25 protein-coding genes are annotated in these 25,372 nt (G+C 66.9%); 8 read left to right on the forward strand and 17 right to left on the reverse strand.

Translation table 11 applies throughout. From position 1 onward, the window contains the following. Positions 1 to 141 precede the first annotated feature (141 nt). Complete coding sequence (locus tag BCO18175_RS20555; RefSeq protein ID WP_174983566.1) at positions 142 to 1,233, forward strand: porin; 1,092 nt, start codon at positions 142 to 144, stop codon at positions 1,231 to 1,233. Positions 1,234 to 1,408: 175 nt separating this feature from the next. Here BCO18175_RS20555 and BCO18175_RS20560 read toward each other — a convergent pair whose 3' ends face one another. Beyond that, complete coding sequence (locus tag BCO18175_RS20560) at positions 1,409 to 2,374, reverse strand: quinone oxidoreductase family protein (RefSeq protein WP_174983568.1); 966 nt, start codon at positions 2,372 to 2,374, stop codon at positions 1,409 to 1,411. A gap of 46 nt (positions 2,375 to 2,420) precedes the next feature. After that, positions 2,421 to 2,672 (reverse strand): hypothetical protein, encoded by a 252-nt coding sequence (locus tag BCO18175_RS20565; protein WP_174972220.1) that lies wholly within the window; start codon positions 2,670 to 2,672, stop codon positions 2,421 to 2,423. Positions 2,673 to 2,767: 95 nt separating this feature from the next. On the opposite strand from BCO18175_RS20565, the gene BCO18175_RS20570 reads away from it, so the two are divergent. Further along, positions 2,768 to 3,565, forward strand: a complete 798-nt coding sequence (locus tag BCO18175_RS20570) for an AraC family transcriptional regulator (protein WP_174983570.1) — start codon at positions 2,768 to 2,770, stop codon at positions 3,563 to 3,565. Positions 3,566 to 3,615: 50 nt separating this feature from the next. On the opposite strand, the gene BCO18175_RS20575 is transcribed toward BCO18175_RS20570, so the two are convergent. The 9 genes from BCO18175_RS20575 to BCO18175_RS20615 form a co-directional block, all read right to left on the reverse strand. Further along, on the reverse strand, positions 3,616 to 4,191 hold the full coding sequence (locus BCO18175_RS20575; protein ID WP_174983572.1) for a PIN domain-containing protein: 576 nt from the start codon (positions 4,189 to 4,191) through the stop codon (positions 3,616 to 3,618). Next, complete coding sequence (locus tag BCO18175_RS20580; protein ID WP_174972226.1) at positions 4,188 to 4,655, reverse strand: helix-turn-helix domain-containing protein; 468 nt, start codon at positions 4,653 to 4,655, stop codon at positions 4,188 to 4,190. The genes BCO18175_RS20575 and BCO18175_RS20580 overlap by 4 nt, the downstream gene beginning before the upstream one ends. Before the next feature lie 113 nt (positions 4,656 to 4,768). Then, the gene (hpaI, locus tag BCO18175_RS20585) at positions 4,769 to 5,575 is read right to left on the reverse strand and encodes a 4-hydroxy-2-oxoheptanedioate aldolase (protein ID WP_174972228.1); all 807 of its coding nucleotides are present in this window, start codon (positions 5,573 to 5,575) and stop codon (positions 4,769 to 4,771) included. A 12-nt stretch (positions 5,576 to 5,587) separates the two neighbouring features. Continuing rightward, a complete protein-coding gene (gene hpaH / locus BCO18175_RS20590; protein WP_043183524.1) occupies positions 5,588 to 6,391 on the reverse strand; it encodes a 2-oxo-hept-4-ene-1,7-dioate hydratase in 804 nt (267 codons plus the stop codon). Positions 6,392 to 6,411: 20 nt separating this feature from the next. Then, positions 6,412 to 6,804, reverse strand: coding sequence for a 5-carboxymethyl-2-hydroxymuconate Delta-isomerase (locus BCO18175_RS20595; RefSeq protein ID WP_059599287.1), 393 nt, complete (start codon positions 6,802 to 6,804; stop codon positions 6,412 to 6,414). Between the two features lie 28 nt (positions 6,805 to 6,832). Continuing rightward, positions 6,833 to 7,681, reverse strand: coding sequence for a 3,4-dihydroxyphenylacetate 2,3-dioxygenase (gene hpaD / locus BCO18175_RS20600; RefSeq protein WP_174983573.1), 849 nt, complete (start codon positions 7,679 to 7,681; stop codon positions 6,833 to 6,835). Between the two features lie 50 nt (positions 7,682 to 7,731). Continuing rightward, entirely contained in the window at positions 7,732 to 9,195 is a 1,464-nt protein-coding gene (hpaE, locus tag BCO18175_RS20605) for a 5-carboxymethyl-2-hydroxymuconate semialdehyde dehydrogenase (RefSeq protein ID WP_174948728.1), read from the reverse strand. A gap of 22 nt (positions 9,196 to 9,217) precedes the next feature. Then, complete coding sequence (locus BCO18175_RS20610) at positions 9,218 to 9,982, reverse strand: fumarylacetoacetate hydrolase family protein (protein WP_174983576.1); 765 nt, start codon at positions 9,980 to 9,982, stop codon at positions 9,218 to 9,220. Then, the gene (locus tag BCO18175_RS20615) at positions 9,979 to 10,665 is read right to left on the reverse strand and encodes a fumarylacetoacetate hydrolase family protein (RefSeq protein ID WP_174983578.1); all 687 of its coding nucleotides are present in this window, start codon (positions 10,663 to 10,665) and stop codon (positions 9,979 to 9,981) included. The genes BCO18175_RS20610 and BCO18175_RS20615 overlap by 4 nt, the downstream gene beginning before the upstream one ends. A 152-nt stretch (positions 10,666 to 10,817) precedes the next feature. On the opposite strand from BCO18175_RS20615, the gene hpaR reads away from it, so the two are divergent. Beyond that, positions 10,818 to 11,258 (forward strand): homoprotocatechuate degradation operon regulator HpaR, encoded by a 441-nt coding sequence (gene hpaR / locus BCO18175_RS20620; RefSeq protein WP_048245409.1) that lies wholly within the window; start codon positions 10,818 to 10,820, stop codon positions 11,256 to 11,258. A 55-nt stretch (positions 11,259 to 11,313) separates the two neighbouring features. Here the strand turns inward: hpaR and BCO18175_RS20625 are convergent, their stop codons facing one another. Further along, positions 11,314 to 12,525, reverse strand: coding sequence for an SDR family oxidoreductase (locus BCO18175_RS20625; protein ID WP_174983580.1), 1,212 nt, complete (start codon positions 12,523 to 12,525; stop codon positions 11,314 to 11,316). Positions 12,526 to 13,178: 653 nt separating this feature from the next. Between BCO18175_RS20625 and BCO18175_RS20630 the strand changes: the two genes are divergently transcribed. The 4 genes from BCO18175_RS20630 (at position 13,179) to BCO18175_RS20645 (ending at position 17,829) form a co-directional block, all read left to right on the forward strand. Further along, positions 13,179 to 13,523, forward strand: a complete 345-nt coding sequence (locus tag BCO18175_RS20630; RefSeq protein WP_174917248.1) for a DUF3564 family protein — start codon at positions 13,179 to 13,181, stop codon at positions 13,521 to 13,523. Between the two features lie 418 nt (positions 13,524 to 13,941). Next, entirely contained in the window at positions 13,942 to 15,837 is a 1,896-nt protein-coding gene (locus BCO18175_RS20635; protein WP_174983583.1) for a peptidoglycan D,D-transpeptidase FtsI family protein, read from the forward strand. Between the two features lie 212 nt (positions 15,838 to 16,049). Continuing rightward, a complete protein-coding gene (locus BCO18175_RS20640) occupies positions 16,050 to 17,045 on the forward strand; it encodes an arabinose ABC transporter substrate-binding protein (RefSeq protein WP_174983585.1) in 996 nt (331 codons plus the stop codon). A 19-nt stretch (positions 17,046 to 17,064) separates the two neighbouring features. Next, a complete protein-coding gene (locus tag BCO18175_RS20645; RefSeq protein WP_174983587.1) occupies positions 17,065 to 17,829 on the forward strand; it encodes an SDR family oxidoreductase in 765 nt (254 codons plus the stop codon). A gap of 78 nt (positions 17,830 to 17,907) precedes the next feature. Here BCO18175_RS20645 and BCO18175_RS20650 read toward each other — a convergent pair whose 3' ends face one another. From BCO18175_RS20650 to BCO18175_RS20665, 4 genes are all read right to left on the reverse strand, one after another. Beyond that, positions 17,908 to 19,626 carry a cation:proton antiporter domain-containing protein gene (locus BCO18175_RS20650; RefSeq protein WP_174983589.1) on the reverse strand — a complete coding sequence of 573 codons (1,719 nt, stop codon included), beginning with the start codon at positions 19,624 to 19,626 and terminating at the stop codon, positions 17,908 to 17,910. A 206-nt stretch (positions 19,627 to 19,832) separates the two neighbouring features. Beyond that, positions 19,833 to 21,245: a cytochrome c gene (locus BCO18175_RS20655; RefSeq protein ID WP_174983592.1), complete on the reverse strand. Its 1,413-nt coding sequence runs from the start codon at positions 21,243 to 21,245 to the stop codon at positions 19,833 to 19,835. Beyond that, positions 21,242 to 23,020: a GMC family oxidoreductase gene (locus tag BCO18175_RS20660; protein ID WP_174983594.1), complete on the reverse strand. Its 1,779-nt coding sequence runs from the start codon at positions 23,018 to 23,020 to the stop codon at positions 21,242 to 21,244. Before BCO18175_RS20660 ends, BCO18175_RS20655 begins: the two co-directional genes overlap by 4 nt. Beyond that, complete coding sequence (locus BCO18175_RS20665) at positions 23,020 to 23,757, reverse strand: gluconate 2-dehydrogenase subunit 3 family protein (protein ID WP_174983596.1); 738 nt, start codon at positions 23,755 to 23,757, stop codon at positions 23,020 to 23,022. Before BCO18175_RS20665 ends, BCO18175_RS20660 begins: the two co-directional genes overlap by 1 nt. Positions 23,758 to 24,360: 603 nt before the next feature. On the opposite strand from BCO18175_RS20665, the gene BCO18175_RS20670 reads away from it, so the two are divergent. Then, a complete protein-coding gene (locus BCO18175_RS20670; RefSeq protein ID WP_174983598.1) occupies positions 24,361 to 24,945 on the forward strand; it encodes an RNA 2'-phosphotransferase in 585 nt (194 codons plus the stop codon). A 9-nt stretch (positions 24,946 to 24,954) separates the two neighbouring features. Here the strand turns inward: BCO18175_RS20670 and BCO18175_RS20675 are convergent, their stop codons facing one another. Further along, positions 24,955 to 25,371, reverse strand: a complete 417-nt coding sequence (locus BCO18175_RS20675) for a DUF3995 domain-containing protein (protein ID WP_174917291.1) — start codon at positions 25,369 to 25,371, stop codon at positions 24,955 to 24,957. Between the last annotated feature and the right edge of the window lies 1 nt (position 25,372).

The following is a 25,372-nucleotide window of genomic DNA, read 5'->3' on the forward strand; positions in this document are numbered from 1 at the left end:
CCTGCGCGCTTTCCGTCGTGTCATGACAGGCATGTCCGGCGGACGTCTTCGGGCGTCCGCCGCGGCGTGCCGCGCGCCGCATTCGCTTTACCCCGTTTCGCCTAGTTTCACCCACTCACAAGAACCAAGGAGACATCGTCAATGAAGTCACGCGCAGAACGTTCCCTTCGCGCCGCCGTCCTGACCGGCTCGGCCGCCGTCGCCGGCCTCACCGCAGGCGCCGCGCACGCACAGTCGTCGGTCACGATGTACGGGATCATGGATGCCGGCATCGAGTTCGCCAACCACGCGGCGCCGGAAGGCGGCAATTCGTACAAGCTCAAGTCCGGCAACAAGAACACGTCGCGCTGGGGCCTGCGCGGCGTCGAGGATCTCGGCGGCGGGCTGAAGGCCGTGTTCCGCCTCGAAAGCGGGATCGATCTCGCCAACGGTGCGTCCGACGACGGCCCCGACTCGATCTTCGGGCGCCGCGCAACCGTCGGCCTGAAGGGCAAGTGGGGCGAGATCTCGCTCGGCCGCAACTTCACCGTCACCTACGACTACATGCTGCCGTTCGACCCGATGGGTTATGCGCAGAACTACTCGTGGGCGACATCGTCGATGGCGACCGGCGGCCGCAAGGACGGCATGTTCACGCGTTCGTCGAATGCGGTGCGCTACGACGGCGAATTCAGCGGCTTCGAGTTCGGCGCGATGTACGGTTTCGGCAACGTGCCCGGCAGCGTGAAGACCAGCTCGAAGTACGATGCGGCGATCGGCTACGAGGGCGGCCCGTTCGCCGCGGTGGTCGCGTTCGACCGGCAGAACGGCGCGTCCGACAGCGTGACGCCGGCCGATCCGGTCAACTACATCCAGGGGATTCATGCGGGCCTGAGCTACGACTTCGGCAACCTGAAGACGATGGCCGGCTACCGCAACTACAAGCGCACGTATCGCACGAGCGCCGCGAACCAGTTGAGCGACATGTATTGGGTCGGCGGCTCGTACCAGTTCACGCCGACGTTCTCGTTGATCGGCGCCGTGTATCACCAGAACATCAAGGGCGGCACGGATGCCGATCCGACGCTCGTGTCGATGCGCGCGCAATACGCGCTGTCGAAGCGCACGGTGCTGTATGCGGCCGGTGCGTTTGCGATCGGGCAGCACGGACAGAAGGTCGGCGTATCGCGCGATGTCAACGGCTACGGCACCACGCAGGTCGGGGTGACGGCCGGGATTCAGCAGCGGTTCTGAGCCTGACGGCGGGTGGCGGCGCGCGCATTGCGCGCCGCATCACCGGCTCGCGGCTGGCCACCCTGCCCTGGGTGGTTGCACGAAGCGGTTCGCCGGACCAATCGGTATCCTGACGAGATCGCGTGCGCAAACGGTGCCAGCCGCGCGTGCGGCCAGGCGGCGCACCGCCCCATCGTCATCCGCTTTCGCGCATCGTGAACACCGGTCGCACCAGGCTGCTCGTGTCGCTCCAATGCACGCCGACGTCCGCCAGCGGCACGGCCCGCGTCTCGATCGTCAGGCCCGCCGGCCCGGCCGCGTCGAACACACCGCGCACCGACGCCAGCAGGCGCGGCAGCGACACGCTGCCGAGGCCGCTGCCCATCAGTTCGATGGCCGTCGCACGCAGCACCGCACCCGGCAACAGCACATCCGCGCCGCCGATCGAGCCGATCTGCACGAAACGCAGCCGGCGGCCATCGGGGGTCGCCTTCGCCGCAGCGACCAGCAACGCCTGCGCGCTGCTCCCCCACAGATAGTCGAGCACGACATCCACACCGGCGCGGAAATGCGGCTCGAGCGCCCGCGCCAAGTGCGCGTCGCCTTGTTGCAGCGACACGACGGCATCCGCGCCCGCGCCGAGTAATGCCTGCAGCGCGGCCGCGTTGCGGCCGGTCGCGATCACCTTCGCGGCGCCGAGATGCTTCGCGATCCGCACCGCCAGACGCCCCGACGTACCGGTCGCGCCGTTCACGAGCACCGTCTCGCCCGCGACGAGCCGCGCACGCTCGGTCAACGCGGCCCACGATGACATCCCTGGAATCGCGATCGCCGCGGCCGTTACGTCGTCGAGCCCGTCGGGCAACGGCACGCACCGCGTATCGGGCGTGATCGTGCGCTCGGCCATCGCGCCGAACGGTGCGGGCGAGCCGAAGAAATAGACGCGTTGCCCGTCGTCGAGACGGCCCACGCCGTCGACGCCGACGACGAACGGATAACGCCCGTCCGACGAGTAATGCGTGCCGGACGCACGCGCCTGCGCGATCCGGCTCAGCGCGGACGCAGTCACGTCGATCAGGTGGTGGCCCGGCATCGCACGCGGCGCTTCGAATTCCATATGGACGGGACGCTCGCCGGCGCCCGTCACGACTGCTGCTTTCATGGTGACTCCTTGAATCGGGATTCTCGATCGACGGTTCCGGTGCGCGTCAGCGTGCGTCGAGCCACGCGCGCAGCGCGGGATCGCGTACGTCCAGCACGTCGAACAGGCCAAGTGCGCGCAAAGCGGGCAATGCGTCGATCGTGTCGGCTTCCGCGCGCGCCCGGTCGGCGGGCGCGGCGTTCGGGTCGGTCAGCACCCGCGCGTTGACCAGGAACGCGCCGACGGTGCCCTTGCGGATCGTCGTTCCGTCGACCTCGATCCGGTCGGCTTGGTCGGGAAGCATCTGTTCGGCTCGCATCGTGTCGTACTCCGGTTGTTATCGATGGACGCAGTTTAGGCGTGCGAATCCGGCCGATCTCCGGTATAACGGCCATTCGATACCGATTTCCGGCCATGTCCGATCCACTTCTTCCCGCCCGATTCGTCACGTCCGACGACGGCCCGTTCGTCGTCGCTGCCGTCCTGTCGCAACGCGACCCGCGCGTGACGCCATCCCACTCGCATGCGCGCGGCCAGCTCGTCGGCGCGCTGAGCGGGCTGCTGACGATCGGGCTCGACGACCAGGACTGGGTCGTACCGGCCATTCATGCGATCTGGATTCCGCCGCATTGCCGGCATTCGCTGCGCTCGTTCGGACCGATTTCCGGCTGGTCGGCGTTCGTCGCCGAAGCGCGCTGTGCGGATCTGCCGGATACCCCGCGCGCGATCCGAACAACGCCGCTGCTGCGCGAAGCCGTGCAGCGCGCGGCAAGTTGGGGGGATTCGGAACTGGATGCCGCGCGGACGCGGATCGCCGACGTGATCCTCGATGAAATCACGTCGTCGGAGGTCGAAGCGCTGGGGCTGGTGCGGCCGCAGGATCCGAGGTTGATGAAGATCACCGATGCGCTTGCCGCGGATCTCGCGGACAACCGGCGGCTGGAGGAATGGGCCGAATGGGCCGGCATCAGCGCGCGGACGATGAGCCGTCGCTTCGTCGCGGAGACGGGGCTGACGTTCGCGCAGTGGCGTCAGCAGGCAAGGTTGCTGCGGGCGCTGGAGCGCATTGCCGACGGCGTGCCGGTGACGACGATCGCGCTCGATCTCGGGTACGACAATGTGAGCGCGTTCATCGACATGTTCCGGCGTGCGTTGGGGACGACGCCGGGGAGGTATATGGAGGATGGGCGGGAGCCGCGAAGCGCGGTATAGAAAGCGGATCGCGCGAAGTCATTGAACCGGGCGCACCGCATAACACCACCTCAAAGAATTGCCCGGTAGGCTTCGAGTGCTTTGCACGTCTGGACCATGCCTTGACGTTGCAGGATCTCCAGATATCGATCTGCGGTCACTGGCGGATACTTGAGCGTTTCTCGTTGCCGCCGCGCAGCCGCAACGACCGCCGCAGGCTCAAGATCGAAAAGATTATCGACGAACTCGTCGGGGTGCTGGGCCTCGACGCCGTACTGCGACAGTCCCTCGTCCGGGAAATCTTTCTGATTGAACGTCACGATCACACTAGCGTTGCAACGGATTGCAGCCGCAAGTACGTGACGATCATCGGCATCAGGAAGCGTAAGCCCATCGATCAGCGATTCATATCCGGTCACGACAGCATCGGGTATTGCCCGATCCATCAGACACGACGTCCGATCAAGCTGCTCGGCGCTCAAGTCGGGGCGATTGCGCAGCAGGTTACGCTTCCACTCGTTGTGAATATGCGCGCTCCAGCGAGCGCGGAAGCATCCACTCAACGCAAGCCGCATCAGAAAATCGCGAAGCGGCGCGGGATAAAGCACACAGGCATCATAGACGGCCGTGAACGGCGAACTCGTCATTCGTAGCCCATCCGCAACTCCTGAGCCTGCCTGCTCAACTCATCCATTGCGTCGGCACTCGCCTGATCGCGCTCTGCCTTGTAATGCATCAGATCGGAAAAACGCACACGCCGATGCTTGCCCGTCCGGTGATACGGCAACGCATTCGATTCAAGCAGCTTGATCAGGTGCGGGCGAGAAACATTGAGCAAATCTGCCGCTTCCTGAGTCGTCAATTCCGCGTGAACCGGTACGACCTTGACCGCGTTGCCGTCGGCCAGCTCCGCGAGAATATCTACCAACAGCCGAAGTGCCGACGTCGGGAGCTCAACCTGATGCGCGCGATTCTCGTCGTCAAAGATCTGAATGCGCTGCGTATCGGTTCGCGTTGCGAGATACGCCGCCAGCGTGCGCTGCCCTTCGACAGCCGCCTGCATCTCGCGCTCGACAGGCAAGATCACGTCGGGTGTCGTGGTATGGGGCATCGCGCTCTCCAATCGAGGGTTTCAGAAGTGCACCAGCTTATTCGAAATAAACGAAAATCGCAATAATCGAAACTTGATATAACCCCAATTATTTCAACGACACCCCGCTTGGCTCAGTACGTCCCATCCCCCTTCTTCACGACCTCGCCGCCCTTCCCCTTGAACTGCGCAGCCAACCGCTCCGCACTCCTCGCCAGCAGCGTCGTATCCACTCCAACCGCGACGAACAACGCCCCCGCTTCCAGATAACGCCGCGCGGCGGCCTCATCCGCGCTGAGAATGCCCGGCGCCTTGCCAGCCGCCTTGATCGTCCGGATCGCGCCGTCGATTGCCGCCTGCACGTCCGGATGCCCCGGATTGCCGAGATGCCCGAGGTCCGCAGCCAGATCCGCCGGCCCGATGAACACGCCGTCGACGCCTTCGACCCGCGCAATCGCATCGATCGCATCGAGCCCCGCCCGTGTCTCGACCTGCACGAGCACGGCCATCTCGTCGTTCGCGCGATGCAGGTAGTCACCGACGCGATTCCACCGCGACGCCCGCGCCAGCGCACTGCCGACACCGCGAATCCCGTGCGGCGGATAACGCGTCGCCGCCACCGCCGCGCGCGCTTCATCCGCGCTCTGCACCATCGGCACGAGCAAGGTCTGCGCGCCAAGGTCGAGCACCTGCTTCACGATCACCGGATCGTTCCACGGCACGCGCACGACCGGATGCGACGGATACGGCGCGATCGCCTGCAGTTGCGCGAGGATCGTCGGCACCGTGTTCGGCGCATGCTCGCCGTCGATCAGCAGCCAGTCGAAACCGGCGCCTGCGACGACTTCGGCGCTGTACGGATTCGCGAGCCCGAGCCACAGCCCGACCTGCGCGTCGCCACGTGCAAGCGCGGCCTTGAATACATTCGAAGGAATCTGCATCGCTCGCTCACCTCATTCGAAGTAGCACTGGATCGTCCCTAGCGGGCCGTAGTCGACGCTGAACGTGTCGCCCGGCCGCGCCGCGCACGGCCGCGTGAACGACCCGCCGAGCACGATCTGCCCCGGTTCCAGCGCGACGTCGAAGCGCGCCAGCCGGTTCGCGAGCCACGCGACGCCGTTCGCCGGATGGTTCAGCACGCCGGCCGCGACGCCTGTTTCCTCGACCACGCCGTTGCGCGACATGATTGCCGCGACCCAGCGCAGGTCGACGTCCTGCGGCTTCACGGGCCGCCCGCCGATCACGACGCCCGCGTTCGCGGCATTGTCGGCGATCGTGTCGAACACCTTGCGTGGCCGTTTCGTATCAGGATCGATCGACTGGCTGCGCGCGTCGATGATCTCCAGCGCCGGCACCACATAGTCGACCGCGTCGTACACGTCGAAGATCGTGCAGTCCGGGCCCGTCAGCCGCTTGCCGAGCACGAACGCGAGTTCGACCTCGACGCGCGGCACGATGAAGCGGCCGGTGGGAATCGTGCCGCCGTCGGCGAAGAACATGTCGTCGAGCAGCGCGCCGTAGTCGGGCTCGTCGATCTGCGACGTGTTCTGCATCGCCTTCGACGTGAGGCCGATCTTGTGGCCTTTCAGCGTGCGGCCTTCCGCGAGCTTGAGGGCCACCCACGCGCGCTGGATCGCATACGCGTCGTCGATCGTAATGTCGGGATGGTCGAGCGAGATCTGGCGGATCTGCTTGCGCTCGCGCTCGGCGTCGTGCAGACGCTGCGCGAGCTGGTCGATGATGGCGGGTTCGAGCATGGTCGGATCGGGAATGGGGTTCAACCGGCCCGCTTGTAGCGGGCGTGAATGTTGTTGTGCTTGTACGAGCCGCTTTCGCTGAACTCGGTCAGTTCCATCGACAGCGCAAGGTAGCGTTTCGCGTACAGCTCCGCGAAATGCGCCTTGATCGCGTCGAACAGCGCGTCGCACGCAGCCTTCTTCGTCTCGTCGCTGCGGCCCGAGCCGATCTTCAGCGTCACGTGGACGAACGCGTCGTCCTCCGTGCCGTCGGCAACGCAGTAGTCCTGCAACTCGATCGCGCGCGAGCGGATTCCGCCCGTCGGGAACACGCCACCCTGCGCGATCAGCGTGGCGTTGATCGTGCGCAGCAGCGCGGGAATGCGCGCGTCGTCGCGGATGTTCGCGGTGTATTCGACGACGATATGGGGCATGGCTAGTCTCCTGTCGAATGCGTGGCGTTCAGGACAACGGAAAGATCGCGTTGATCTGTCCGGTGCCTGAACTCGCGAAATAGTCGGTGACGATCTCGACGGGCTTGTCGTAGCGATCCCAGCCGAGCAAGCCGAGCAGCATCGCCGTGTCGTGCATCCCGCCTTCGCCGTGGCAATGCGTGTTGTACTCGGGCAGCATCGCGCAGAAGGTCTTGAAATCGCCCTGCTTCCACAGCTCGACCACGCGCAGGTCGACCTGCCGGAAGAATTCTCGGCTGATCTCGTGGATCGATTCCTCGGGGCTGCCGTTGTCGTTGAAGCGGTGCGACAGCGAACCGCTCGCGAGAAACGCGACGTTCGAATCGCTCTTCTCGATCGCTTCGAGCAGCGCCTCGCCGAAGCGCCGGCTTTCGTCGAGCTGATGCCACATGCACCAGCCGGCGATCGACACGACCTTGAAGTGCTGGTCGGCGTTCATGTAGCGCATCGGCACGAGCGTGCCGTATTCGAGTTCGAGGCTGTCGATCTCGTGCGCGCGCGTCGCGATCCCGCGCTCGGTGGCCGTCTCGGCGATCAGCCGGCCGAGCGCCGGGTTGCCCGGATACGCGTACTGCATGTCGCGGATGAAATGCGGCAGCTCGTTGCTCGTGTACGTGCCCGCGAACCGCGCATTGCAGTTCACGTGATAGCCGGCGTTGACGAGCCAGTGCACGTCCGACACGACGATCGTGTCGACGCCGAGCGCGCGGCAGCGCTCGCCGATCAGTTGATGGCCGCGGATCGCCGCCTCGCGGCAGCCGTGATGCCTGCCGGGCAGTTCCGACAGGTACATCGACGGCACGTGCGTGATTTTTGCGGCGAGGGACAGTTTGCCCATCGTTCAAGTCTCCGTATGGTTCTTTCGTGCTGCCAGACGACCCGCGCCCGTTACACGCCCCAGCGCGGAATGTGATGCGAACCCATCGAGATGCACACGTTCTTGATCTCCGCGAACACCTCGAAACTGTACTCGCCGCCCTCGCGTCCGGTGCCCGATTCCTTCACGCCGCCGAACGGCTGGCGCAGGTCGCGCACGTTCTGGCTGTTCACGAACACCATCCCGGCCTCGATGCCGCGCGCGAGGCGATGCACCTTGCCGACGTCCTGCGTCCAGATGTACGAAGCAAGACCGTACGCGGTGTCGTTCGCGAGCCGCAGCCCTTCGTCTTCGTCCTCGAACGGAATGATGCAGGCGACCGGACCGAAGATCTCTTCTTGCGCGACGCGCATCCGGTTGTCGACGTCGGCCAGCACGGTCGGCCGCACGAAGTTGCCGTTGCGCAGATGGTCGGGCAGGCCCGCCGGCTTGTCCGCGCCGCCGGCAACCACGCGCGCGCCTTCCTGCTCGCCGATGCGGATGTAGCCCGTCACCTTCTCCCAGTGCTGGCGCGTGATCATCGCGCCGAGGTTCGTGGCCGGATCGGACGGATCGCCGACCACCAGGTTGTTCGCGCGGCGCGCGAATTCCTGCACGAAGCGGTCGTAGATCGTGCGCTGCACGAAGATCCGCGAGCCGGCCGTGCAGCGTTCTCCGTTGATCGAGAAGATCGTGAACAGCGATGCGTCGAGCGCGCGGTCGAAATCGGCGTCGTCGAAGATCAGCACCGGCGACTTGCCGCCGAGTTCCATCGAATACTTCTTGAGACCGGCACGCTCCATGATCCGCTTGCCGGTGACGGTGCCGCCGGTGAACGACACCGCACGCACGTCCGGATGGCGCACGAGCGCATCGCCGGCCGTCGCGCCATAGCCCTGCACGACGTTGAGCACGCCCGGCGGAATGCCGGCTTCGAGCGCGAGGCGGCCGAGCTGGTCGGCCGTCAGCGGCGACAGCTCCGACATCTTCAGCACGGCCGTGTTGCCGAGCGCGAGGCACGGCGCCGTCTTCCACGTCGCGGTCATGAACGGCACGTTCCATGGCGACACCAGCGCGCACACGCCGACCGGCTGGTACAGCGTGTAGTTCAGCATCTGGTCGTCGACCGGATAGGTGCGGCCGTTCATCTGTACGCACACTTCCGCGAAGAAGTTGAAGTTCTCGGACGCGCGCGGAATCAGCTGCTTGCTCGTCTGCGCGATCGGCAGGCCGGTGTCCTGCGTCTCCAGCGCCGCGAGCATCGGCACGTTCTTCTCGATCAGCTCGCCGAGCTTGCGCATCAGCTTCGCGCGCTCCTTGGCGGGCGTGTTCGCCCATTTCGGGAAGGCTTCCTTCGCGGCGCGCACCGCCGCGTCGACTTCGGCCTCGCCGCCCGATGCGACGTCGGTGATGACATCGCCTGTCGCGGGATTCAGCGTCGTGAACGTCTCGCGGCTCTCGACTTCGCGGCCGTCGATCCAGTGCTTGATGGTCATGCTCTCTCCTTGGGCGACGGGCTCAGCCGGCGCGATAGTAGTCTGCTTCGCCGACGATCGTGTTCACGAGCCGGCCAATCCCTTCGATCTCGGTCACGACCTCGTCGCCCGGCTTCGTATCCGCCAGCCCTTCCGGCGTGCCGGTCAGGATCAGGTCGCCCGGCGAGAGCGTCATGAAGCCGCTGATGTGCTCGATCAACGCCGGCACGTCGAAGATCATGTCGCGCGTGCTGCCGCGCTGCGTCTCCTGGCCGTTCACCGTCGTGCGCAGCGTCAGGTCGCCCGCATCGCCGATCTCGTCGCGGCTGACGAACCACGGCCCGAGCGGCGTGCAGGTGTCGCGGTTCTTCACGCGCAGGTTCGGACGGTAGTAGTTCTCGAGATAGTCGCGGATCGCGTAGTCGTTCGCGACCGTATAGCCGGCCACGTAGTCGAGCGCCTGCGCGCGGCTCACGTTGCGCGCGGGCCGGCCGATCACGACGGCCAGTTCGCACTCGTAGTGCATGTGGGTGGCATCCGCCGGGCGCACGGTGCGCGACCGGTGGCCGACGAACGTGTTCGGCCCCTTCAGGAAGATCAGCGGCTCGCTCGGCGCCTTGAACGCGAGCTCCTTCGCGTGGTCGGCGTAGTTGAGGCCGAGCGCGAACGTCGTGCGCGGCGCGACGGGCGGCAGCCATTCGACCACCTCTTCGGCGACGACTCTCCCCGTATCGAGGCGGATTGCGCCGTCGCCGGCCGGTTCGGCGGCATGCAGTGCGCCGTTGTAGATCACGCGCGCCGTCTTCATCGTGCTTCCTCCGCAATCAGCGTGTGCCGCAACGTGCCGATACCGGCGGCGGCGATCTCGATCGTGCTGCCCGCGCGGGCGCGCGGTGCGCCGCCCGCGACGCCGAGCAGCAGTACGTCGCCCGCGTCGAACGACATGAAGGCCGTCACGTCGGCGATCAGTTCGCGCACCGAGCGAATCAGCGTGGCCGTCGACGTGGACACGGCAACCTCGCCGTCGATCCGCACGGTCAGGCCGATCGCGTCGACATCGCCAAGCGCGGTGGCCGGCACGATGGCCGGGCCCAGCGGGCAGAAGCCGTCGCGGCACTTGAAGCGCACCGCAGGACGGTAGTAATCGGGATGCGGCACCGACACGTCACTCGCCAGCGTGAAGCCGTGAAGGTAGTCGAGCGCCTGCTCGGCCGGCACGCGCGTCGCGCGCCGGGCGAACACGACGGCCACCGACGCGCCGATCTCCAGCGCGTCGACGCCGGCCGGCACGACGACAGCCGCGCCGTCGGCCGCATGCGTGTTGGCGGGCTTGATGTACAGGATCGGCGCCTGCGGCGGGCGGCCGTAAGGCGGTGCGTTCACGGCATCGCCGAGCGCGTCGAGTGCCGCGCGCTCGTTGAGCAGCGCACCGTAGACGGTACCGATGGCGACCGGCAACGGCGGCGCCGCGGTCGTGCAAGACAGCTCCATGCGTCATTCCCCTGCCGCGCGTCGCGGCGCATCGTCAATAGTTAATATCTTAAGTAAACAATCGGGCGCTGGCAACCTCGATTACCCTGATATGCGAAATTCACTACCCGCGGCTGTTAAGATTGATGCGTCCCCGTCCACTGCTCATCCCGATGAACCGTACGCTCGACCATCGCAACCTGGCCATGCTGCTGCTCGAGGCCCGCGAAACGCTGATGGGCCTGTTTCGCCCCATTCTCAAGGAATTCGCGCTGACCGAACAGCAATGGCGGATCATCCGCGTGCTCGACGGCGAACCGGCGCATGCGCTCGAAGCGGGACAGATCGCGCGGCGCTGCTGCATCCTGAGCCCGAGCCTCACAGGCGTGCTGGAACGGATGGAGCGCGACGGCCTGATCACGCGCACGCGCGCGCAGGAAGATCAGCGCCGGCTGCTGGTCAGCCTGACGCCGCAAAGCAGGAAACTGGTCACGGAAATCGGTCCGCGGATCGACGAGCAGTACCGGCAGCTCGAGTCGCGGTTCGGCCAGGACGGCCTCGAAGACATCTATCGCGCGCTCGACCGGCTCATCGAGCTCGGCGGCAACACGTGATGACAGCCCCCGCTCCCGCCTGATGCGGGAACAGGGGCCGGTGCAGCGCGGGCGGTCAGTGCAGCGCGCCGCGCATCAGCTCGGTCACGGCCACGCCACGCGACGTGCGCATGCATTCCTCGACGTAATCGATGAACGGCAACGGCTCGAAATCGATTTCATCGCGCACGCGGCGGTTGTCGAACACGCGATCGACCGTCGCGAATTCCCCGCAGCGCTGCAGCGCCCGGCCGATCACGCGTTCGAGTGCCGGATCGTTCCGCCCGAGCACATCGCGCACCACGAGCGGCAATTCGGCCGGCGCACACGCCGCGTAGCGCGGCGCGCCCGTCATCCCCGCCGCCTCGTCCATCGCGCGCACGATCTGCGCGACCTGCGGCGCCTCGTCGCCGGCCGACACGTGATACAGGTCGTGCGCGAGCGTCGGCTTGACGGCCAGCAGCATCGTCGCGCGCGCCACGTCGTCCACCGACACGATGTCGATGCGCGTCATCGGCCGCGCGGTGAAGCGGCGCGCGGCATGCGCGAGCCGGAACATCCAGAACGAATTCGGCGCGGGCCGCGTACCGAGCACCGTGTGGCCGACCACATGCGACGGCCGCACCACGACGAGCGGCAGCCCGAGCGCGCGCAGGCGCTGCTCGGTTTCCGCCTTCGCGTGCAGGTAGTCCGCCGCGAGCACCGCACCCGGCAGGCCTTCTTCGTCGCGCGCGACGTCGTTCGCCGCGTCGCCTGCCACCTCTTCCTGCACGATCCCGCCGCGGCCCGCATGCGCGTAGGCCGTGCCGACATACACGAAGCGCTGCAGGCGCGGCGCCCGTGCGAAGCGTTCGGCGAAGCGCACCGCATCGGCGATGTCGGCCCGCAGGTGCGCGCCATCGGCCGGCGATGCATGGCCTGCGCAATGAATCACGTGCGTCGCGGCGGCGAGGCGCGACGCGTCGGCGCCGTGCCACACGTCGCCGAGCGCACCGACGATCACGTTCGCATCGGTCAGGCGCGACGCCCAGTAAGGCGCGAGCCCCGCGCGCAGCGCCGCTTCGCGCAGCCGCGCGACGGCGTGGCCGCGATTCTGAGCGCGCACGACGCAAACGATGCGGTCGAGCAGCCCCGCATTGACGAGCGCCGTCAGTACGGTACTGCCGATGAAGCCGGTTGCGCCGGTCAGCACCAGGCGCCCGACGTTCGCCGCCGCGACCGGTGCGCTGGCCGGCGACACGAGGCTCGTCCGCCAGTTGAGCGACAACGCGGTTTTCCAGATCAGCACGATAGTCTCCTTCGAAGAATCGGCCGGGCGGCGCAACGCCCGCGGTTGCGGGCTGCGCACGGCTCACCGGCCGGGCCGGGGCCTGACGCGCGCCCCGGCAGTCCCGATCGGGCGTGCGGCCCGCGATCGCGTCGATCGCGTCTCTGGCTCGAGGCGGCGGCAGCCGCCGAGGACGGGCGTCCGCGGCACTGGATCGGGAAGATCCCAGTGTGGGGCCCGACCGCAGGCAAGTCTGTCCCGAAAGTTTCGTGAAAGTGTGCCGATTTGTACGCGATTGTCGGAGTCTGTCGTACCGGCCGCGCCGTCAAAACGCCGCAATATCCGGTCGGGCCGCCTTTCGAGGGCGCGGCGCCGCCGTGGTCGGCCGGGTTTCTGCAACCGGCCGCACGCGACAGATCGACGCGCCTCGCGGCCATGTCATCCCATGTCTCGAAGGTCGACCCGGCCCCCATCGGCACCGCGATCGCCGATGCGCGTGTGTTTGCGCGCACACCGCCGGAATAACCATGAATCGTCAGACGTCGTTCCATCTGAAAACCGCAATGAACTCAATATGAATTTATTGCGCTTTATCACTTGCGTTTCACACCAGTCTATCTAGACTGTTCAAGTCAAAACGGTCGAATGTGTCATTTTTTTAGGAGACGATCACAATGCGCCTCACCATTCGGATTAATGGCAGCGAATCGGCAACCCGGCATTCCTTCGCGGTCCTGTGGGTCGATACCGACGAGGGGCTGTGGTCGCGCGAGGCACATCAGGGCATGGATCTTCCGACCTGGGGCAAGGTCCGCGACGTCGAGGGCGCAATGGCGCTCTGCGCGGCCGATGGCGGGAATGCCGTGTGCCAGTTGAAGGGGCTGTCGTTCGACGCGACGCAGCGCGAACAGGGCCCTGCGGTGCTCGCCGGCAATCACCCCGGCGCGTGGCGGCTGCAAGCCGTCGATCGCTGCACCAGCGAGCCGGAATACCGGGAATTCATTTCCGTCGCCCGATAGAAATAATCGATGTAATTCGTCTGCGGTTTTCGGGCTAATTCCGGTTTCAGCGATATTCATTTCGATATTCAGTATTAACGGCGCCCCATTTCGGGGCGTTTTTCATTTTCCGGTTTAAAGAAATAACCGCGAACCGGGCAATTGATCGCACAGCGGGGACGGTCGGCGTCTGCCATAACCAAGATCGTGCCCCCCGGATCGACACGCAGCGGATCGCCCGCCGTTCATCGCCTGCCGCGTCGGTGAAATTCCGCTTCCGCCCTGCCTTTCCCTCCCCTTTTCTCCCCATGTCGAAGCACCTGCACCCGCTTTTTCTCGGGGCCGGAACATACTTTCCCCACACGGTGTTTACTCATTTATTACAATCGCATTATCCAGACTGACTCGCCGCCCCTCGGCGGCCCGACCCGGCCATTGCATGAGCGTGAAAAAGAAGACCCACCCCGCCGATCCGTACGCGGCCGCGACCAAGAACCCCATGCTCGCGTCACGCCTGCCGATGTGGCGCTCGAAGCTGATCGTGATCCTCGTGTTCCTCGCGTTCGCCGCGCTGATCGGCCGCGCGTTCTGGGTGCAGGTCGCAAACAAGGAGTTCTACGTCGGCCAGGGCCAGAAACGCTACCAGCGCACGATCGAGCTCGACGCGACGCGCGGGCGCATCGTCGACCGCAACGGCGCGATGCTCGCAGTCAGCCTGTCGACCTATGAAATCTGGGCGAACCCGAAACAGGTCGCCGACACCGACTACCCGCAGATCTCGAAGCTGCTCGACATGCCGCTCGTCGAGGTCAAGCGGCGCCTCGGCAACGACAAGACGTTCGTGCTGCTCAAGCGGCAGGTCGACGCGGACACCGCGGGCAAGCTCGACAAGCTCGCGATCGACGGCGTCACGCAGATCGCCGATTCGAAGCGCTTCTACCCGGAAGGCGAATCGGCGGCGCACGTGGTCGGCTTCACGAACGTCGAGGACAAAGGCCAGGAAGGCGTCGAGCTCGCGGCGAATGCGCGCCTGGTGGGCACGTCCGGGCAGCGCGAGGTGATCCGCGACCGGCTGGGCCGCATCGTGTCGGACACGCGCCCGCTCGTCCCGGCGCAGCACGGCGCGACGATCGAACTGACGATCGACCGCCGCATCCAGCAGCTCGCGTTCAGCCAGCTCAAGGCGGCCGTGGTCGAGAACAACGCGGTGGCCGGCAGCGTCGTGGTGCTCGACGCGCAGAACGGCGAGATCCTCGCGCTCGCGAACTACCCGACCTTCGACCCGAACGACCGCGCGCGCCTCACCGGCCAGCAGTTGCGCAACCGCGCGGTGATCGACACGTTCGAACCGGGCTCGACGATCAAGCCGCTCGTCGTCGCGTTGTCGATCGACGAGCGCAAGGTGTCGCCGAACACGATCATCAACACATCGCCGGGCACCTACAAGATCGGCCCGGCCGTGATCCACGACACGTCGAACCACGGCTCGCTGACGGTCGCGCAGGCGCTGCAGAAGTCGAGCAACGTCGCGCTCGCGAAGCTCGCGCTGAACCTGCCCGCCGAAACGATCTGGAACAAGTACCAGGAATACGGGATCGGCCGCGCGCCGGAACTGACGTTCCCGGGCGTCGCATCGGGCCGGCTGCGCGGCTACAAGCGCTGGCGGCCGATCGAACAGGCGACGATGGCATACGGCTACGGCCTGTCGATGTCGCTGCTGCAGATCGCGCAGACCTACACGGCCTATGCGGGCGACGGCACGCTGCACCCGGTGTCGCTGCTGAAGAACGGCACCGACCAGCAGACGATCGATGCGCATCGCGGCCACCGCGTGACGTCGGCGCAGACGGCCGCGTCGATCCGCTCGATGCTCGAGATGGCGGTCGGCGAAGGCGGCACGGGGCGCCGCGCGCGCGTCGACGGCTACCGGATCGGCGGCAAGACGGGTACCGCGCGCAAGCAGGTCGGCGCGACCTATGCGAAGGGCAAGTACCGTGCGCTGTTCGCCGGGATGGCGCCGATGAGCAACCCGCGCCTGATCGTCGCGGTGATGATCGACGAGCCGCGCGGCAAGGGCTACTACGGCGGCACGGTGGCTGGCCCGGTGTTCGCGTCGGTCACGAGCGGCTCGCTGCAGCTGCTCGGCGTGCCGCCCGATGCACCGGTCGAGCCGGAGAAGACGCCGCCGGCGAAGGCCGTTGCGCCGCAGAAGACGGTGGCTGCGCCGAAAGCGACGACGCAGGCAAAGACGGCCGCTGCGCCTAAAACGGCCGCGACGCTGAAGACTGCCGCGCCGTCGAGAGCGCCGGCGCAGACAAACACGGCGGCGGGCTGATCGACGCAGCCCGCGCGACGCGCCGCCCACCGGCGCGCGCGTCACGCCCCGACAGCCGCGTCGCCGCCGCACATCTCCCCGCCATCGGGCACCGTCCCACTTTCTAGGAACGCCGCGCATCATTTGAGCGTTCCCGCTGCCTCCTCCTACAATTTTTCAGCGCGTCGGGCAGCCCTGCCCGGGTGCGCGACTACAACAAAGGAGAGAGACGCATGCGATTCCACTGGAAGACGCTCGCACTGGCCATCGCGAGCGCGGTGCTGGTCGGCGGGGTGCCCGCCCATGCCGCCGACCCCGCCGATCTGAAAATCGGCTTTCTCGTCAAACAGCCGGACGATCCGTGGTTCCAGGACGAATGGCGCTTCGCCGAACAGGCGGCGAAGGAAAAGCATTTCACGCTGATCAAGATCGCGACGCCGAGCGGCGAAAAGGTATCGACCGCGCTCGACAGCCTCGCCGCGCAAAAGGCGCAGGGCGTGATCATCTGCGCGCCCGACGTGAAGCTCGGCCCCGGCATCGCCGCCAAGGCGAAGCGCGCGGGGATCAAGCTGATGTCGGTCGACGACCAGCTCGTCGACGGCCGCGGCGCGCCGCTCCAGGGCGTACCGCACATGGGCATCTCCGCGTACAAGATCGGCCAGCAGGTCGGCCAGGCGATCGCGGACGAAACGAAGCGGCGCGGCTGGAATCCGGCCGAGGTCGGCATCATCCGGATCGCGTACGACCAGTTGCCGACCGCCAAAGAGCGCACGACCGGCGCGGTCGATGCGCTCAAGGCCGCCGGTTTCCCGGCCGCGAACGTGATCGACGCGCCCGAAATGACGGCCGACACCGAAGGCGCATTCAACGCGGCGAACATCGCGCTCACCAAGCATGCGAATTTCAAGCGCTGGGTGGCGTTCGGCTCGAACGACGACACGACGGTGGGCGCGGTACGCGCCGCCGAGGGGCGCGGCATCGGCGCCGACGCGATGGTCGCGGTCGGCATCAACGGCAGCCAGGTCGCGCTCAACGAATTCGCGAAGCCGAAGCCGACCGGCTTCTACGGCTCGATCCTGCTGAATCCGCGCCAGCACGGCTACCAGACGAGCATCAACATGTACGACTGGATCATGAAGAACCAGGCGCCGCCGCCGCTCGTGCTGACGTCCGGCACGCTGATCACGCGCGACAACGAAAAGCAGGCGCGCGCCGCGCTCGGTCTGTGAGCCAGCCCAAGGAGCCGACATGACACGCACCACCCTCGTGACGGGCGCCGCCGGCGGCATCGGCCAGGCGCTGTGCCGCACCTTCCTCGCGGCCGGCGACCGCGTGCTCGCGCTCGACCGCGACCGCACGGCGCTCGACCGCTTCCTCGATACGCTCGGCGACGCGCGCGCGACGCCGGTCGTCGACGACCTGACCGACGTCGAGCGGTTGCGTTCGCTGCTCGCATCGCATCCGCAAGCCGACGTGCTCGTCGCGAACGCGGGCACGGCGGCGTCGACCACGCTGCGCGACACGACGCCCGCCACCTGGCGCACGGATCTCGACGCGAACCTGACGGCCACCTACGTGAGCGTCGAAGCCGTGCTGCCCGGCATGCGCGAGCGAGGGCGCGGCGCGATCGCGATCATCGGTTCGGTCAACGGTGTGCATGCGCTCGGGCATCCGGCGTACAGCGCGGCGAAGGCCGGGCTGATCAGCTACACGAAATCGCTCGCGATCGAATACGGCCGCGACGGCGTGCGCGCGAACATTGTGCTACCGGGCACCGTGAAGACACCCGCGTGGGAAGCGCGCGTGGAGCGCAACCCGCAGGTGTTCGAGCAATTGAGGAAGTGGTATCCGCTGGACGATTTCGCGACACCAGACGACGTCGCGCAGGCTGCACTGTTCCTGTGTTCGCCGGCCGCGCGGATCATCACCGGCGTCGCACTGCCCGTCGACGGCGGCCTGCTGGCCGGCAACCGCGTGATGGCGCAGGAACTGACGCTGGAGACGTTCTACTGATCGTGAAGCGGTGCGCGGGGCCGGCGGCCGCCCGGGCCGCCGCGCCCTGCCCGGTGCGCGGCGCGATGCCGCGCGCCCTTAATGCGCAGCGGCCGCAACCGGCTTCGTCATCCTGCCGAGCACGTGCTCGGTCATCCCGCGCGCGAGTTCGGTCTCGCCCATGAAAACGGTGCCGATGCCCTCGTTCGACAGCAGCGCGGCCTCGTCGCCGCTGTTCGTGCACAGCACGACCTCGAGCGCCGGGTTCAGCGTGCGCGAGATCTCGACGATCTGCCGCACGTCGAACACATCGGGCAGCGTGACGACCAGCATCCCGGCGCGCGCGATGTGCGCCTGGACGAGCACGATCGGCTCGATCGCATCGCCCGACACGGCCGCGATACCGTCCGCGCGCAGCTTCTCGACGAGCTCGCGATTCTGCTCGACGACGACATACGCGATGCCGCGCTCATCCAGCGCGTGCGCGATCCGCGTGCCGACCTTGCCGTAGCCGACGATCACGACCTGCCCGGTCAAGTGCGTCTGCGGCGTCGACATCGGCAGCGCGGCGAGCGGATCGTCGCGTGCCTCGAGCTTGCGCGCGAACGCCGAATGCTTGCGAATCCACACGAGCGCCGGATCGATCATCGCGAACAGCAGCGTGTTCATCGCGATCGAGATCAGCGCGACCGCCAGAATCAGGCTCTGCCCCTCGGCCGACAGCAGCCCGAGCGCACGGCCGAGCCCTGCGAGGATGAACGAGAACTCGCCGATCTGCGCAAGCCCCGCGCCGACCGTCAGCGCGGTGTTCAGCGGATAGCGGAACGCGATCACGAGCGCGACCGCCGCGAGCGTCTTGCCGATCACCACGATCGCCGCGACCTCGATCACGTGCAGCGGCTCCGCGAGCAGGATCTTCGGGTCGAACAGCATCCCGACCGAAATGAAGAACAACACCGAGAACGCGTCGCGCAGCGGCAGCGTCTCGTCGGCCGCGCGCCGGCTGAATTCCGACTCGCGCATCATCATCCCGGCAAAAAATGCGCCGAGTGCGAACGACACGTCGAACAGCTTCGCCGCGCCGAACGCGATGCCGACAGCGGCCGCGATCATGCACAGCGTGAACAGCTCGCGCGAGCCCGTGCGCGCGACGAGCCACAGAATGCGCGGAAACACGCGCTTGCCGACCACCAGCATCAATGCGATGAACGCCGCGACCTTCAGCATCGTGACGCCGAGCGTGCCCCACACACTGCCGCCGGCCGCATGCGCGTCGCCGGGCGGCGTGCCGCCGAGCAGCCCCGCGACGGGCGGCAGCAGCACCAGCACGAGCACCATCACGAGATCCTCGACGACGAGCCAGCCCACCGCGATGCGCCCGTTGACCGTCTCGACGAGCCCGCGCCCTTCGAGCGCGCGCAGCAGCACGACGGTACTCGCGACCGACAGCGCGAGCCCGAACACGAGCGCCGCCCCGACGCTCCAGCCCCAGGTGAGCGCGAGCCCGCCGCCGAGCAGCGTGGCCACCGTAATCTGGACGATTGCACCCGGCAGCGCGATCTTGCGCACCGCGAGCAGATCGCCGAGCGAGAAATGCAGGCCGACGCCGAACATCAGCAGCATCACGCCGACTTCGGCGAGCTGCTGCGCGAGCGACAGGTCGCCGACGAAGCCGGGCGTGCCGGGGCCGATCACGATCCCGGCGAGCAGATAGCCGACGAGCGGCGGCATTTTCAACAGCGACGCGAAATAACCGAAGACCATCGCGAGACCGAAACCGGCCGCGAGCAACGCAATCAGGCTGACGTCATGAGGCATCCCCCCTCCCGAGTTATTGTAACTATTTAGTAAGGTTCAAGAACGAAAGGATAAGGGATGAGGCGGAAAAATGCGCGACACTGCGAAAATTTCACGCGGTGGCGCGCCTTTGCGGGGTGCAACCCCGGCGAAACGAAAGGCGCCGCGCGGGTGCGGCGGCGCCTTGAAGTCCATCGATCCGGCGGGGCTGGCGCCCCGCCGCCCCGTCAGCGCGACACTTGCGGGAACCGCGCGCCCGGCGGCGGTTCGGGCCGGGTCGACGGCACGCTCTTGCGCACCTTCGCAACCTGCGCGGCCGTCACCGGCGCACCCGTGTTGCCCCAGCTCGTGCGCACGAAGTTCGACACGTCCGCGACTTCCTGGTCCGAGAGGCGCCAGCCGAACGGCGGCATCGTGAACGTCGACGGCGCGGTGCGCGTGCCCTGCAGCGCGCTGCCTTCCAGCACGACGTGGATCAGCGAGGTCGGATCGTCGCCCTGCACGACCGGGTTGCCGGCGAGCGCCGGGAACACGCGCGTGTAGCCGTGACCGTCGCTGCGGTGGCAGGCCATGCAGTTGTCGCGATAGACGGCCGCGCCCGGTTTGCTCGCATCGCCGGTCTGCAGCGCCTTCGCGGCAGCCGCGTCGTACACGTGCGGCTGCTCGCCCTGCACGCGTGGCGGCAGCGTCTTCAGGTAGCGTGCGATCGCGTTCAGGTCGTCGTCGGTCATGTGCTGCATGCTGTGGCCGACCACGTCCGTCATCCCGCCGAACGCGGCCGTGCGCAGCGTGCGGCCCGTCTTCAGGAACTGCACGATCTCGGTTTCCGTCCACGTGCCGAGGCCCGTGCGCGGCTCACCGCGCAGGCTCGTCGGCACCCAGCCGTCGATCGCCGCGCCGCCGGCCAGGAAGTCCGGGCCGTCCGCGTCGGTCAGCCCGCGCTCCTGCATCGTCGGTGCGCGCGGCGTATGGCACGCGCCGCAGTGGCCGAGACCCTGCACGAGATACGCGCCGCGCGCGACCACCGGATCGGTGTACGGCGCCGCGTCGAACGGTTTCGGCGTCGGCGCGAACATCTTGCGCCAGATGCCGAGCGGCCAGCGCATCGACAGCGGCCACACGATGTCGACCGCGCGGTTCTCGTGCTCGACCGGCGCGACACCGTGCATGAAGTACGCGTACAGCGCCTTCATGTCGTCGTCGGTCAGGCGCGCATAGGACGGAAACGGCATGGCCGGATACATCGTGTCGCCGTTCTTGCGCACGCCTTCGCGCACCGCCCGCGTGAAGTCCTCGACCGTCCAGCCGCCGAGGCCCGTTTTCGGATCCGGCGTGATGTTCGTCGAATAGATCCCGCCGATCGGCGTATCGAATTTCAGCCCGCCCGCGAACGGCTTGCCGCCGCTCGCGGTGTGGCATGCGATACAGTCGCCCGCTCGCGCGAGATATTCGCCGCGCTTGATCAGGGCCGCGTCGGCGGATTGGGCACCGGGTGCTGCCGCGGTGCCGGAAGCTGCCGCGGGGGTTGCCGGTTGCGCGAAGGCCGCCGTGCCCGCGAAGCCGAACGCGGCCCAGGCCGCACCGGCCGCCAGCGCGCGCGACATCCGGCGCGCGACGTTGTGGTTCATCGTCCTCTTCATACGGTCACCAGCGGGGCGGGATTTTTCAGGTATTGCTCGCGGATCGCACGTGCCGACCAGTAGGCCAGCGCCGCGATGATCCCGGTCGGGTTGTAGCCGATGCCCTGCGGCAGCGCCGATGCGCCCATCACGAACACGTTGTGCACGTCCCAGCACTGCAGGTAGCGGTTCAGCACGCTCGTCTTCGGGTCGGTGCCCATGATCGCGCCGCCGACGAGGTGGGTCGTCTGGTATGCACGCGAATCGAAGTGCTTGCCGAACTCGCGCGTCGACACACCGATCGCCTTCGGCCCCATCGCCTCCGCGATCTTCTTCATCTGCCCGGTCACGTACTGCGCCATCTTGATGTCGTTGCCCTTCCAGTCGAAGGTCATCCGCAACAGCGGCTGGCCGTACGAATCGCGATAGGTCGGATCGAGGTCGAGATACACGTCGCGGTACGACATGTTGCTGCCGTGCGCGTCCATCGAGATCGTGTGCGCGTAGTTGTCCTTGACCGCCTTCTTCCACGCCGAGCCCCACTGCGGCGTACCGGGCGGCGTCGCGATGCCGCTGATCGGCTTCACGCCGGCCTGGTTCACCCACAGCGGCGAGCCGCCGACGAAGCCGAGCGGGCCGTGGTCGAAGTTGTCCGCGTTGAAATCGTCCACCGCGACGCCGTTGCCGCCTGCGCCGATGAACGGGTTCGTGTAGGTGTCCTTGTCGAAGAACGCCTTGATCGTCGACAGGTTCTGGTACGCGAAATTGCGGCCCACGACGCCTTCGCCGGAGATCGGGTCGTACGGCTTGCCGATGCCCGACAGCAGCAGCAGGTGCACGTTGTGATACTGGAACGCGGCCACGATCACGAGATCGGCCGGCTGGTGCACTTCACGCCCGGCCGGGTCGACGTAGGTCACACCCGTCGCGCGCTTCTTCGTATCGTCGAGGTCCACGCGCAGCACGTGGCACTTCGAGCGCAGCTCGAAGTTCGGCGCCTGCTTCAGCGCGGGCAGGATGTTCAGGTTCGGCGACGCCTTCGAGTACATGTAGCACGCGTAGCCGCTGCAGTAGCCGCAGAAGTTGCACGGGCCCATCTGCACGCCGTACGGGTTCGTGTACGGGCCCGACGTGTTCGCCGACGGCAGCCGGTACGGATGCAGGCCGAGCGACTTGGCCGCATCGAAGAAGCGCTGTGCCGAATACGTGTTGAGCTGCGCGGGCAGCGGGAAGTTGTCGCTGCGGTTCGCTTCGAACACGTTGCCGTCGCCGACCACCTTGCCGCCGACCTTGTACGCCTGCCCCGACGTGCCGAACACCTTCTCGGCGAAATCGAAATGCGGCTCGAGCTCGTCGTAGGTCACGCCGGTGTCCTGGATCGTCATCCCTTCGGGGATGAACTTCTTGCCGTAGCGCTCTTCATAGTGGCTGCGCAGGCGCAGCTCTTCCGGCGTGATCCGGAAATGCACGCCCGACCAGTGCAGCCCCGCGCCGCCCACGCCTTCGCCCGGCAGGAACGCGGCGAGCTGCCGGTACGGCAGCGCGGTGTCCTGCAGGCCGTGGCGGATCGACACGGTCGTCTTCGACAGGTCGAGGAACAGCTTCTTGCGGACGTTGTAGGTCAGCTCGTCGATCGTATTCGGATACGCGCCGTCCGGATAGGTGTCGCGATACTCGCCGCGCTCGAGCGCGACGACGTTCAGGCCCGCTTCGGTCAGTTCCTTCGCGAGAATCGCGCCGGTCCAGCCGAAGCCGACGATCACCGCATCGACATGCGGTTTTTTCTCTGCGGCCATCAGCTGCGCTCCCCGTTGATCGAGACGGGGCCGTACGGATAGGGCTTGCCGTTCTGGTTGACGAAATCCATGAAGTCCGCGCGCGCGCCCGGAAAGCCGATCATCTTCCACGCGGCCATGTCGTGATTGCCGCCATGCACCGGATCGCAGAAGTAGCCTTCGTGCGTGTTCTGCAGCAGTTGACCGAAGAACACGCCGGGCGGCACGTCGTCGATCTGCGCGCTGCCCTTCTCCAGCGCGCCGAGCACGGTGTCGCGCGTCGGCGCGTCGAGATCCGCGAACGCCTTGCCGTGGGTCTTCTCGCAATAGCGGTTGACCGCCGCGATGCCGAGCCGGTAGATGTCGCGCGGCACCAGCTTCAACTGGTAGCCGAGCTCGGGCACGCCCTGCTGGAACGGCCCCTGCATGTACCAGGTGGCGCCGTTCGCATACGGCGTCTCCATCTGGCGGTCGATGAATTCGGGCACGCCCGATTCGAGTGCGCCGGGGCCTTCGGCGTCGGCCGGAATCAGCCGGTCGACGGCGGCCTGGACGAACGCCCATTCCTTCGCATCGAAGAAGGTCGGCTTGTACGGGGCGCGTTCGGCGTTGGCCGATGCACCGGGCGCGTTGCCGGTCGTCGCGGAAGGCGACGACGAACGCAGGTCGCAGCCGGCGACCGACGCGATCGGCACGAGCGCGACCGACGTGCGCAGGAAACGACGGCGCGAGTTGGGTTTGTCAGGTGGCGTGGACATGGTCGGATGTTGATCGTTGGGGATCGGGGCCCGGACGCGCGCACTCCGCATGCGGCATGTCCGGCATGGCAGCCATGCCGCATGCGGCTGGCCGTCCTGTTCTTTCGTCTGTTGCGAACAACCTCGCTGCAGGCGCCGCCCGTGCAATGCGCGGCAGCGCCTTCATGCAGCCGCGCATCGCGCCAGTTCAGGCTGCGCTGCACGGATCGGCCTCTTTGCGAGCCTTATCGTCTGACAAATACCGGCATCCGCCTGCATCTGCCCCTCATCGCTCATGACCCTCATTCAACTTAGACGCCGCGTTTGCCGGCAGCAAGCGCGACGTGCACGACCCTCTTTCGGGGTCCGGCGCCGAGTGCCGCGAATTATATATGGAACCGGTTCCATAAAAAGGCGACATCAATGCAATTCAATGCATCGAAAATCGCAACAATTGAAAAATCCGGGAGCCGGAACGATCAAGGATCGCGTGATTACCTGCCGATGCGGGCGTCAGGGAGAGGATTGTTGTGTGGCGCGCCGCGTCGAAGGCTGTCTCTTTCCAGCCACGCGGCGCACGCGCGGGTGCCGGTTTGCATGGCGGTCTGGTAGCCTCCGCGTCTCATGAGCAAACAGAAGAATGAACTGCCGGCGCCCGACGCGACCCGCATCAGCCGATATCTCAGCTACCTGCTGCGGCACGCGCCGCAAACGATCGGGCTGCAACTCGACCCGGAAGGCTGGGCCGACATCGACGAACTGATCGCCGGTGCCGCCCGCCACGGGCACCCACTCGATCGCGCGACGCTCGAAACCGTCTGCGCGACCAACGACAAGCAGCGCTTCGCCCTTTCCGACGACGGCCGTCGCATCCGTGCAGTACAAGGGCATTCGACGCCCGTCGTGCAGCGCAGCTATCCGGCCGCGCAGCCACCCGAGCGCCTCTATCACGGCACCGCAACACGCTTCCTGGATTCGATTCGGGCGCAAGGGCTGAAACCTGGCGCCCGTCATCGTGTGCATCTGTCGCCGGACATCCGGACGGCGCTGGCAGTCGGCACGCGCTACGGCGTGCCCGTGATACTCGAGGTCGATGCGCAGCGCATGCATCGGCAAGGCCACACGTTCTTCGTTGCCGAAAACGGCGTATGGCTGACCGACACCGTGCCGGCGGAATTCCTCACAGAGATGGACAGTCCCGCACGCTGAGACGCGCGCTCACCACGGCCAGAACATCGATGCGATGGACAGCGCCAGCGCCGCGCAAAGCGGCGAGTAATACAGCGTGTCCATCCGCGCGAAACGCGACCCGCGAATCCGCTTGAAGAAGCCGACGTAACGGAAATCGCCGACGGCCCGCACCGCGAAGATCAGTGCGAACGCAACGACCGCGAACGAGATCGTGCCGGGATACGCGTTCGGCCCCAGCCAGCCGGCACGCGCGGCAACCACGCACGCGCCGCCCAGCAATGCCGCCGCGACGGCAAGCGTGCCAATGGCGGTCGGTCGCAGCAACGGCTCGCCGTCCTGCTCCGGAATGGCCGCTCGTTTGCCGCGCCGCCCACCCAACGCCCAGTAGACGTGAATGAGCGCGATTGCGCAAAGCGTCGGCACGCTGAAATACGCTCCGGTCATG

Origin of the sequence: Burkholderia lata, assembly GCF_902499335.1 — a bacterium.
Lineage (GTDB): Bacteria > Pseudomonadota > Gammaproteobacteria > Burkholderiales > Burkholderiaceae > Burkholderia > Burkholderia lata_B.

What these genes read in the sequence shown, in the direction of transcription:
- hpaE (WP_174948728.1), bottom strand. Translation starts at nt 9,195, where the DNA reads ATGACCATCAAGCACTGGATCGACGGCCGCGAAGTCGAGAGCCGCGAG.
- BCO18175_RS20640 (WP_174983585.1), top strand. Translation starts at nt 16,050, where the DNA reads ATGCGATTCCACTGGAAGACGCTCGCACTGGCCATCGCGAGCGCGGTG.
- BCO18175_RS20610 (WP_174983576.1), bottom strand. Translation starts at nt 9,982, where the DNA reads ATGAAGACGGCGCGCGTGATCTACAACGGCGCACTGCATGCCGCCGAA.
- hpaD (WP_174983573.1), bottom strand. Translation starts at nt 7,681, where the DNA reads ATGGGCAAACTGTCCCTCGCCGCAAAAATCACGCACGTGCCGTCGATG.
- BCO18175_RS20635 (WP_174983583.1), top strand. Translation starts at nt 13,942, where the DNA reads ATGAGCGTGAAAAAGAAGACCCACCCCGCCGATCCGTACGCGGCCGCG.
- BCO18175_RS20675 (WP_174917291.1), bottom strand. Translation starts at nt 25,371, where the DNA reads ATGACCGGAGCGTATTTCAGCGTGCCGACGCTTTGCGCAATCGCGCTC.
- BCO18175_RS20565 (WP_174972220.1), bottom strand. Translation starts at nt 2,672, where the DNA reads ATGCGAGCCGAACAGATGCTTCCCGACCAAGCCGACCGGATCGAGGTC.
- BCO18175_RS20665 (WP_174983596.1), bottom strand. Translation starts at nt 23,757, where the DNA reads ATGTCCACGCCACCTGACAAACCCAACTCGCGCCGTCGTTTCCTGCGC.
- BCO18175_RS20570 (WP_174983570.1), top strand. Translation starts at nt 2,768, where the DNA reads ATGTCCGATCCACTTCTTCCCGCCCGATTCGTCACGTCCGACGACGGC.
- BCO18175_RS20655 (WP_174983592.1), bottom strand. Translation starts at nt 21,245, where the DNA reads ATGAAGAGGACGATGAACCACAACGTCGCGCGCCGGATGTCGCGCGCG.
- BCO18175_RS20580 (WP_174972226.1), bottom strand. Translation starts at nt 4,655, where the DNA reads ATGCCCCATACCACGACACCCGACGTGATCTTGCCTGTCGAGCGCGAG.
- BCO18175_RS20660 (WP_174983594.1), bottom strand. Translation starts at nt 23,020, where the DNA reads ATGGCCGCAGAGAAAAAACCGCATGTCGATGCGGTGATCGTCGGCTTC.
- hpaR (WP_048245409.1), top strand. Translation starts at nt 10,818, where the DNA reads ATGAACCGTACGCTCGACCATCGCAACCTGGCCATGCTGCTGCTCGAG.
- hpaH (WP_043183524.1), bottom strand. Translation starts at nt 6,391, where the DNA reads ATGCTCGAACCCGCCATCATCGACCAGCTCGCGCAGCGTCTGCACGAC.
- hpaI (WP_174972228.1), bottom strand. Translation starts at nt 5,575, where the DNA reads ATGCAGATTCCTTCGAATGTATTCAAGGCCGCGCTTGCACGTGGCGAC.
- BCO18175_RS20555 (WP_174983566.1), top strand. Translation starts at nt 142, where the DNA reads ATGAAGTCACGCGCAGAACGTTCCCTTCGCGCCGCCGTCCTGACCGGC.
- BCO18175_RS20645 (WP_174983587.1), top strand. Translation starts at nt 17,065, where the DNA reads ATGACACGCACCACCCTCGTGACGGGCGCCGCCGGCGGCATCGGCCAG.
- BCO18175_RS20615 (WP_174983578.1), bottom strand. Translation starts at nt 10,665, where the DNA reads ATGGAGCTGTCTTGCACGACCGCGGCGCCGCCGTTGCCGGTCGCCATC.
- BCO18175_RS20595 (WP_059599287.1), bottom strand. Translation starts at nt 6,804, where the DNA reads ATGCCCCATATCGTCGTCGAATACACCGCGAACATCCGCGACGACGCG.
- BCO18175_RS20575 (WP_174983572.1), bottom strand. Translation starts at nt 4,191, where the DNA reads ATGACGAGTTCGCCGTTCACGGCCGTCTATGATGCCTGTGTGCTTTAT.
- BCO18175_RS20670 (WP_174983598.1), top strand. Translation starts at nt 24,361, where the DNA reads ATGAGCAAACAGAAGAATGAACTGCCGGCGCCCGACGCGACCCGCATC.
- BCO18175_RS20560 (WP_174983568.1), bottom strand. Translation starts at nt 2,374, where the DNA reads ATGAAAGCAGCAGTCGTGACGGGCGCCGGCGAGCGTCCCGTCCATATG.
- BCO18175_RS20650 (WP_174983589.1), bottom strand. Translation starts at nt 19,626, where the DNA reads ATGCCTCATGACGTCAGCCTGATTGCGTTGCTCGCGGCCGGTTTCGGT.
- BCO18175_RS20630 (WP_174917248.1), top strand. Translation starts at nt 13,179, where the DNA reads ATGCGCCTCACCATTCGGATTAATGGCAGCGAATCGGCAACCCGGCAT.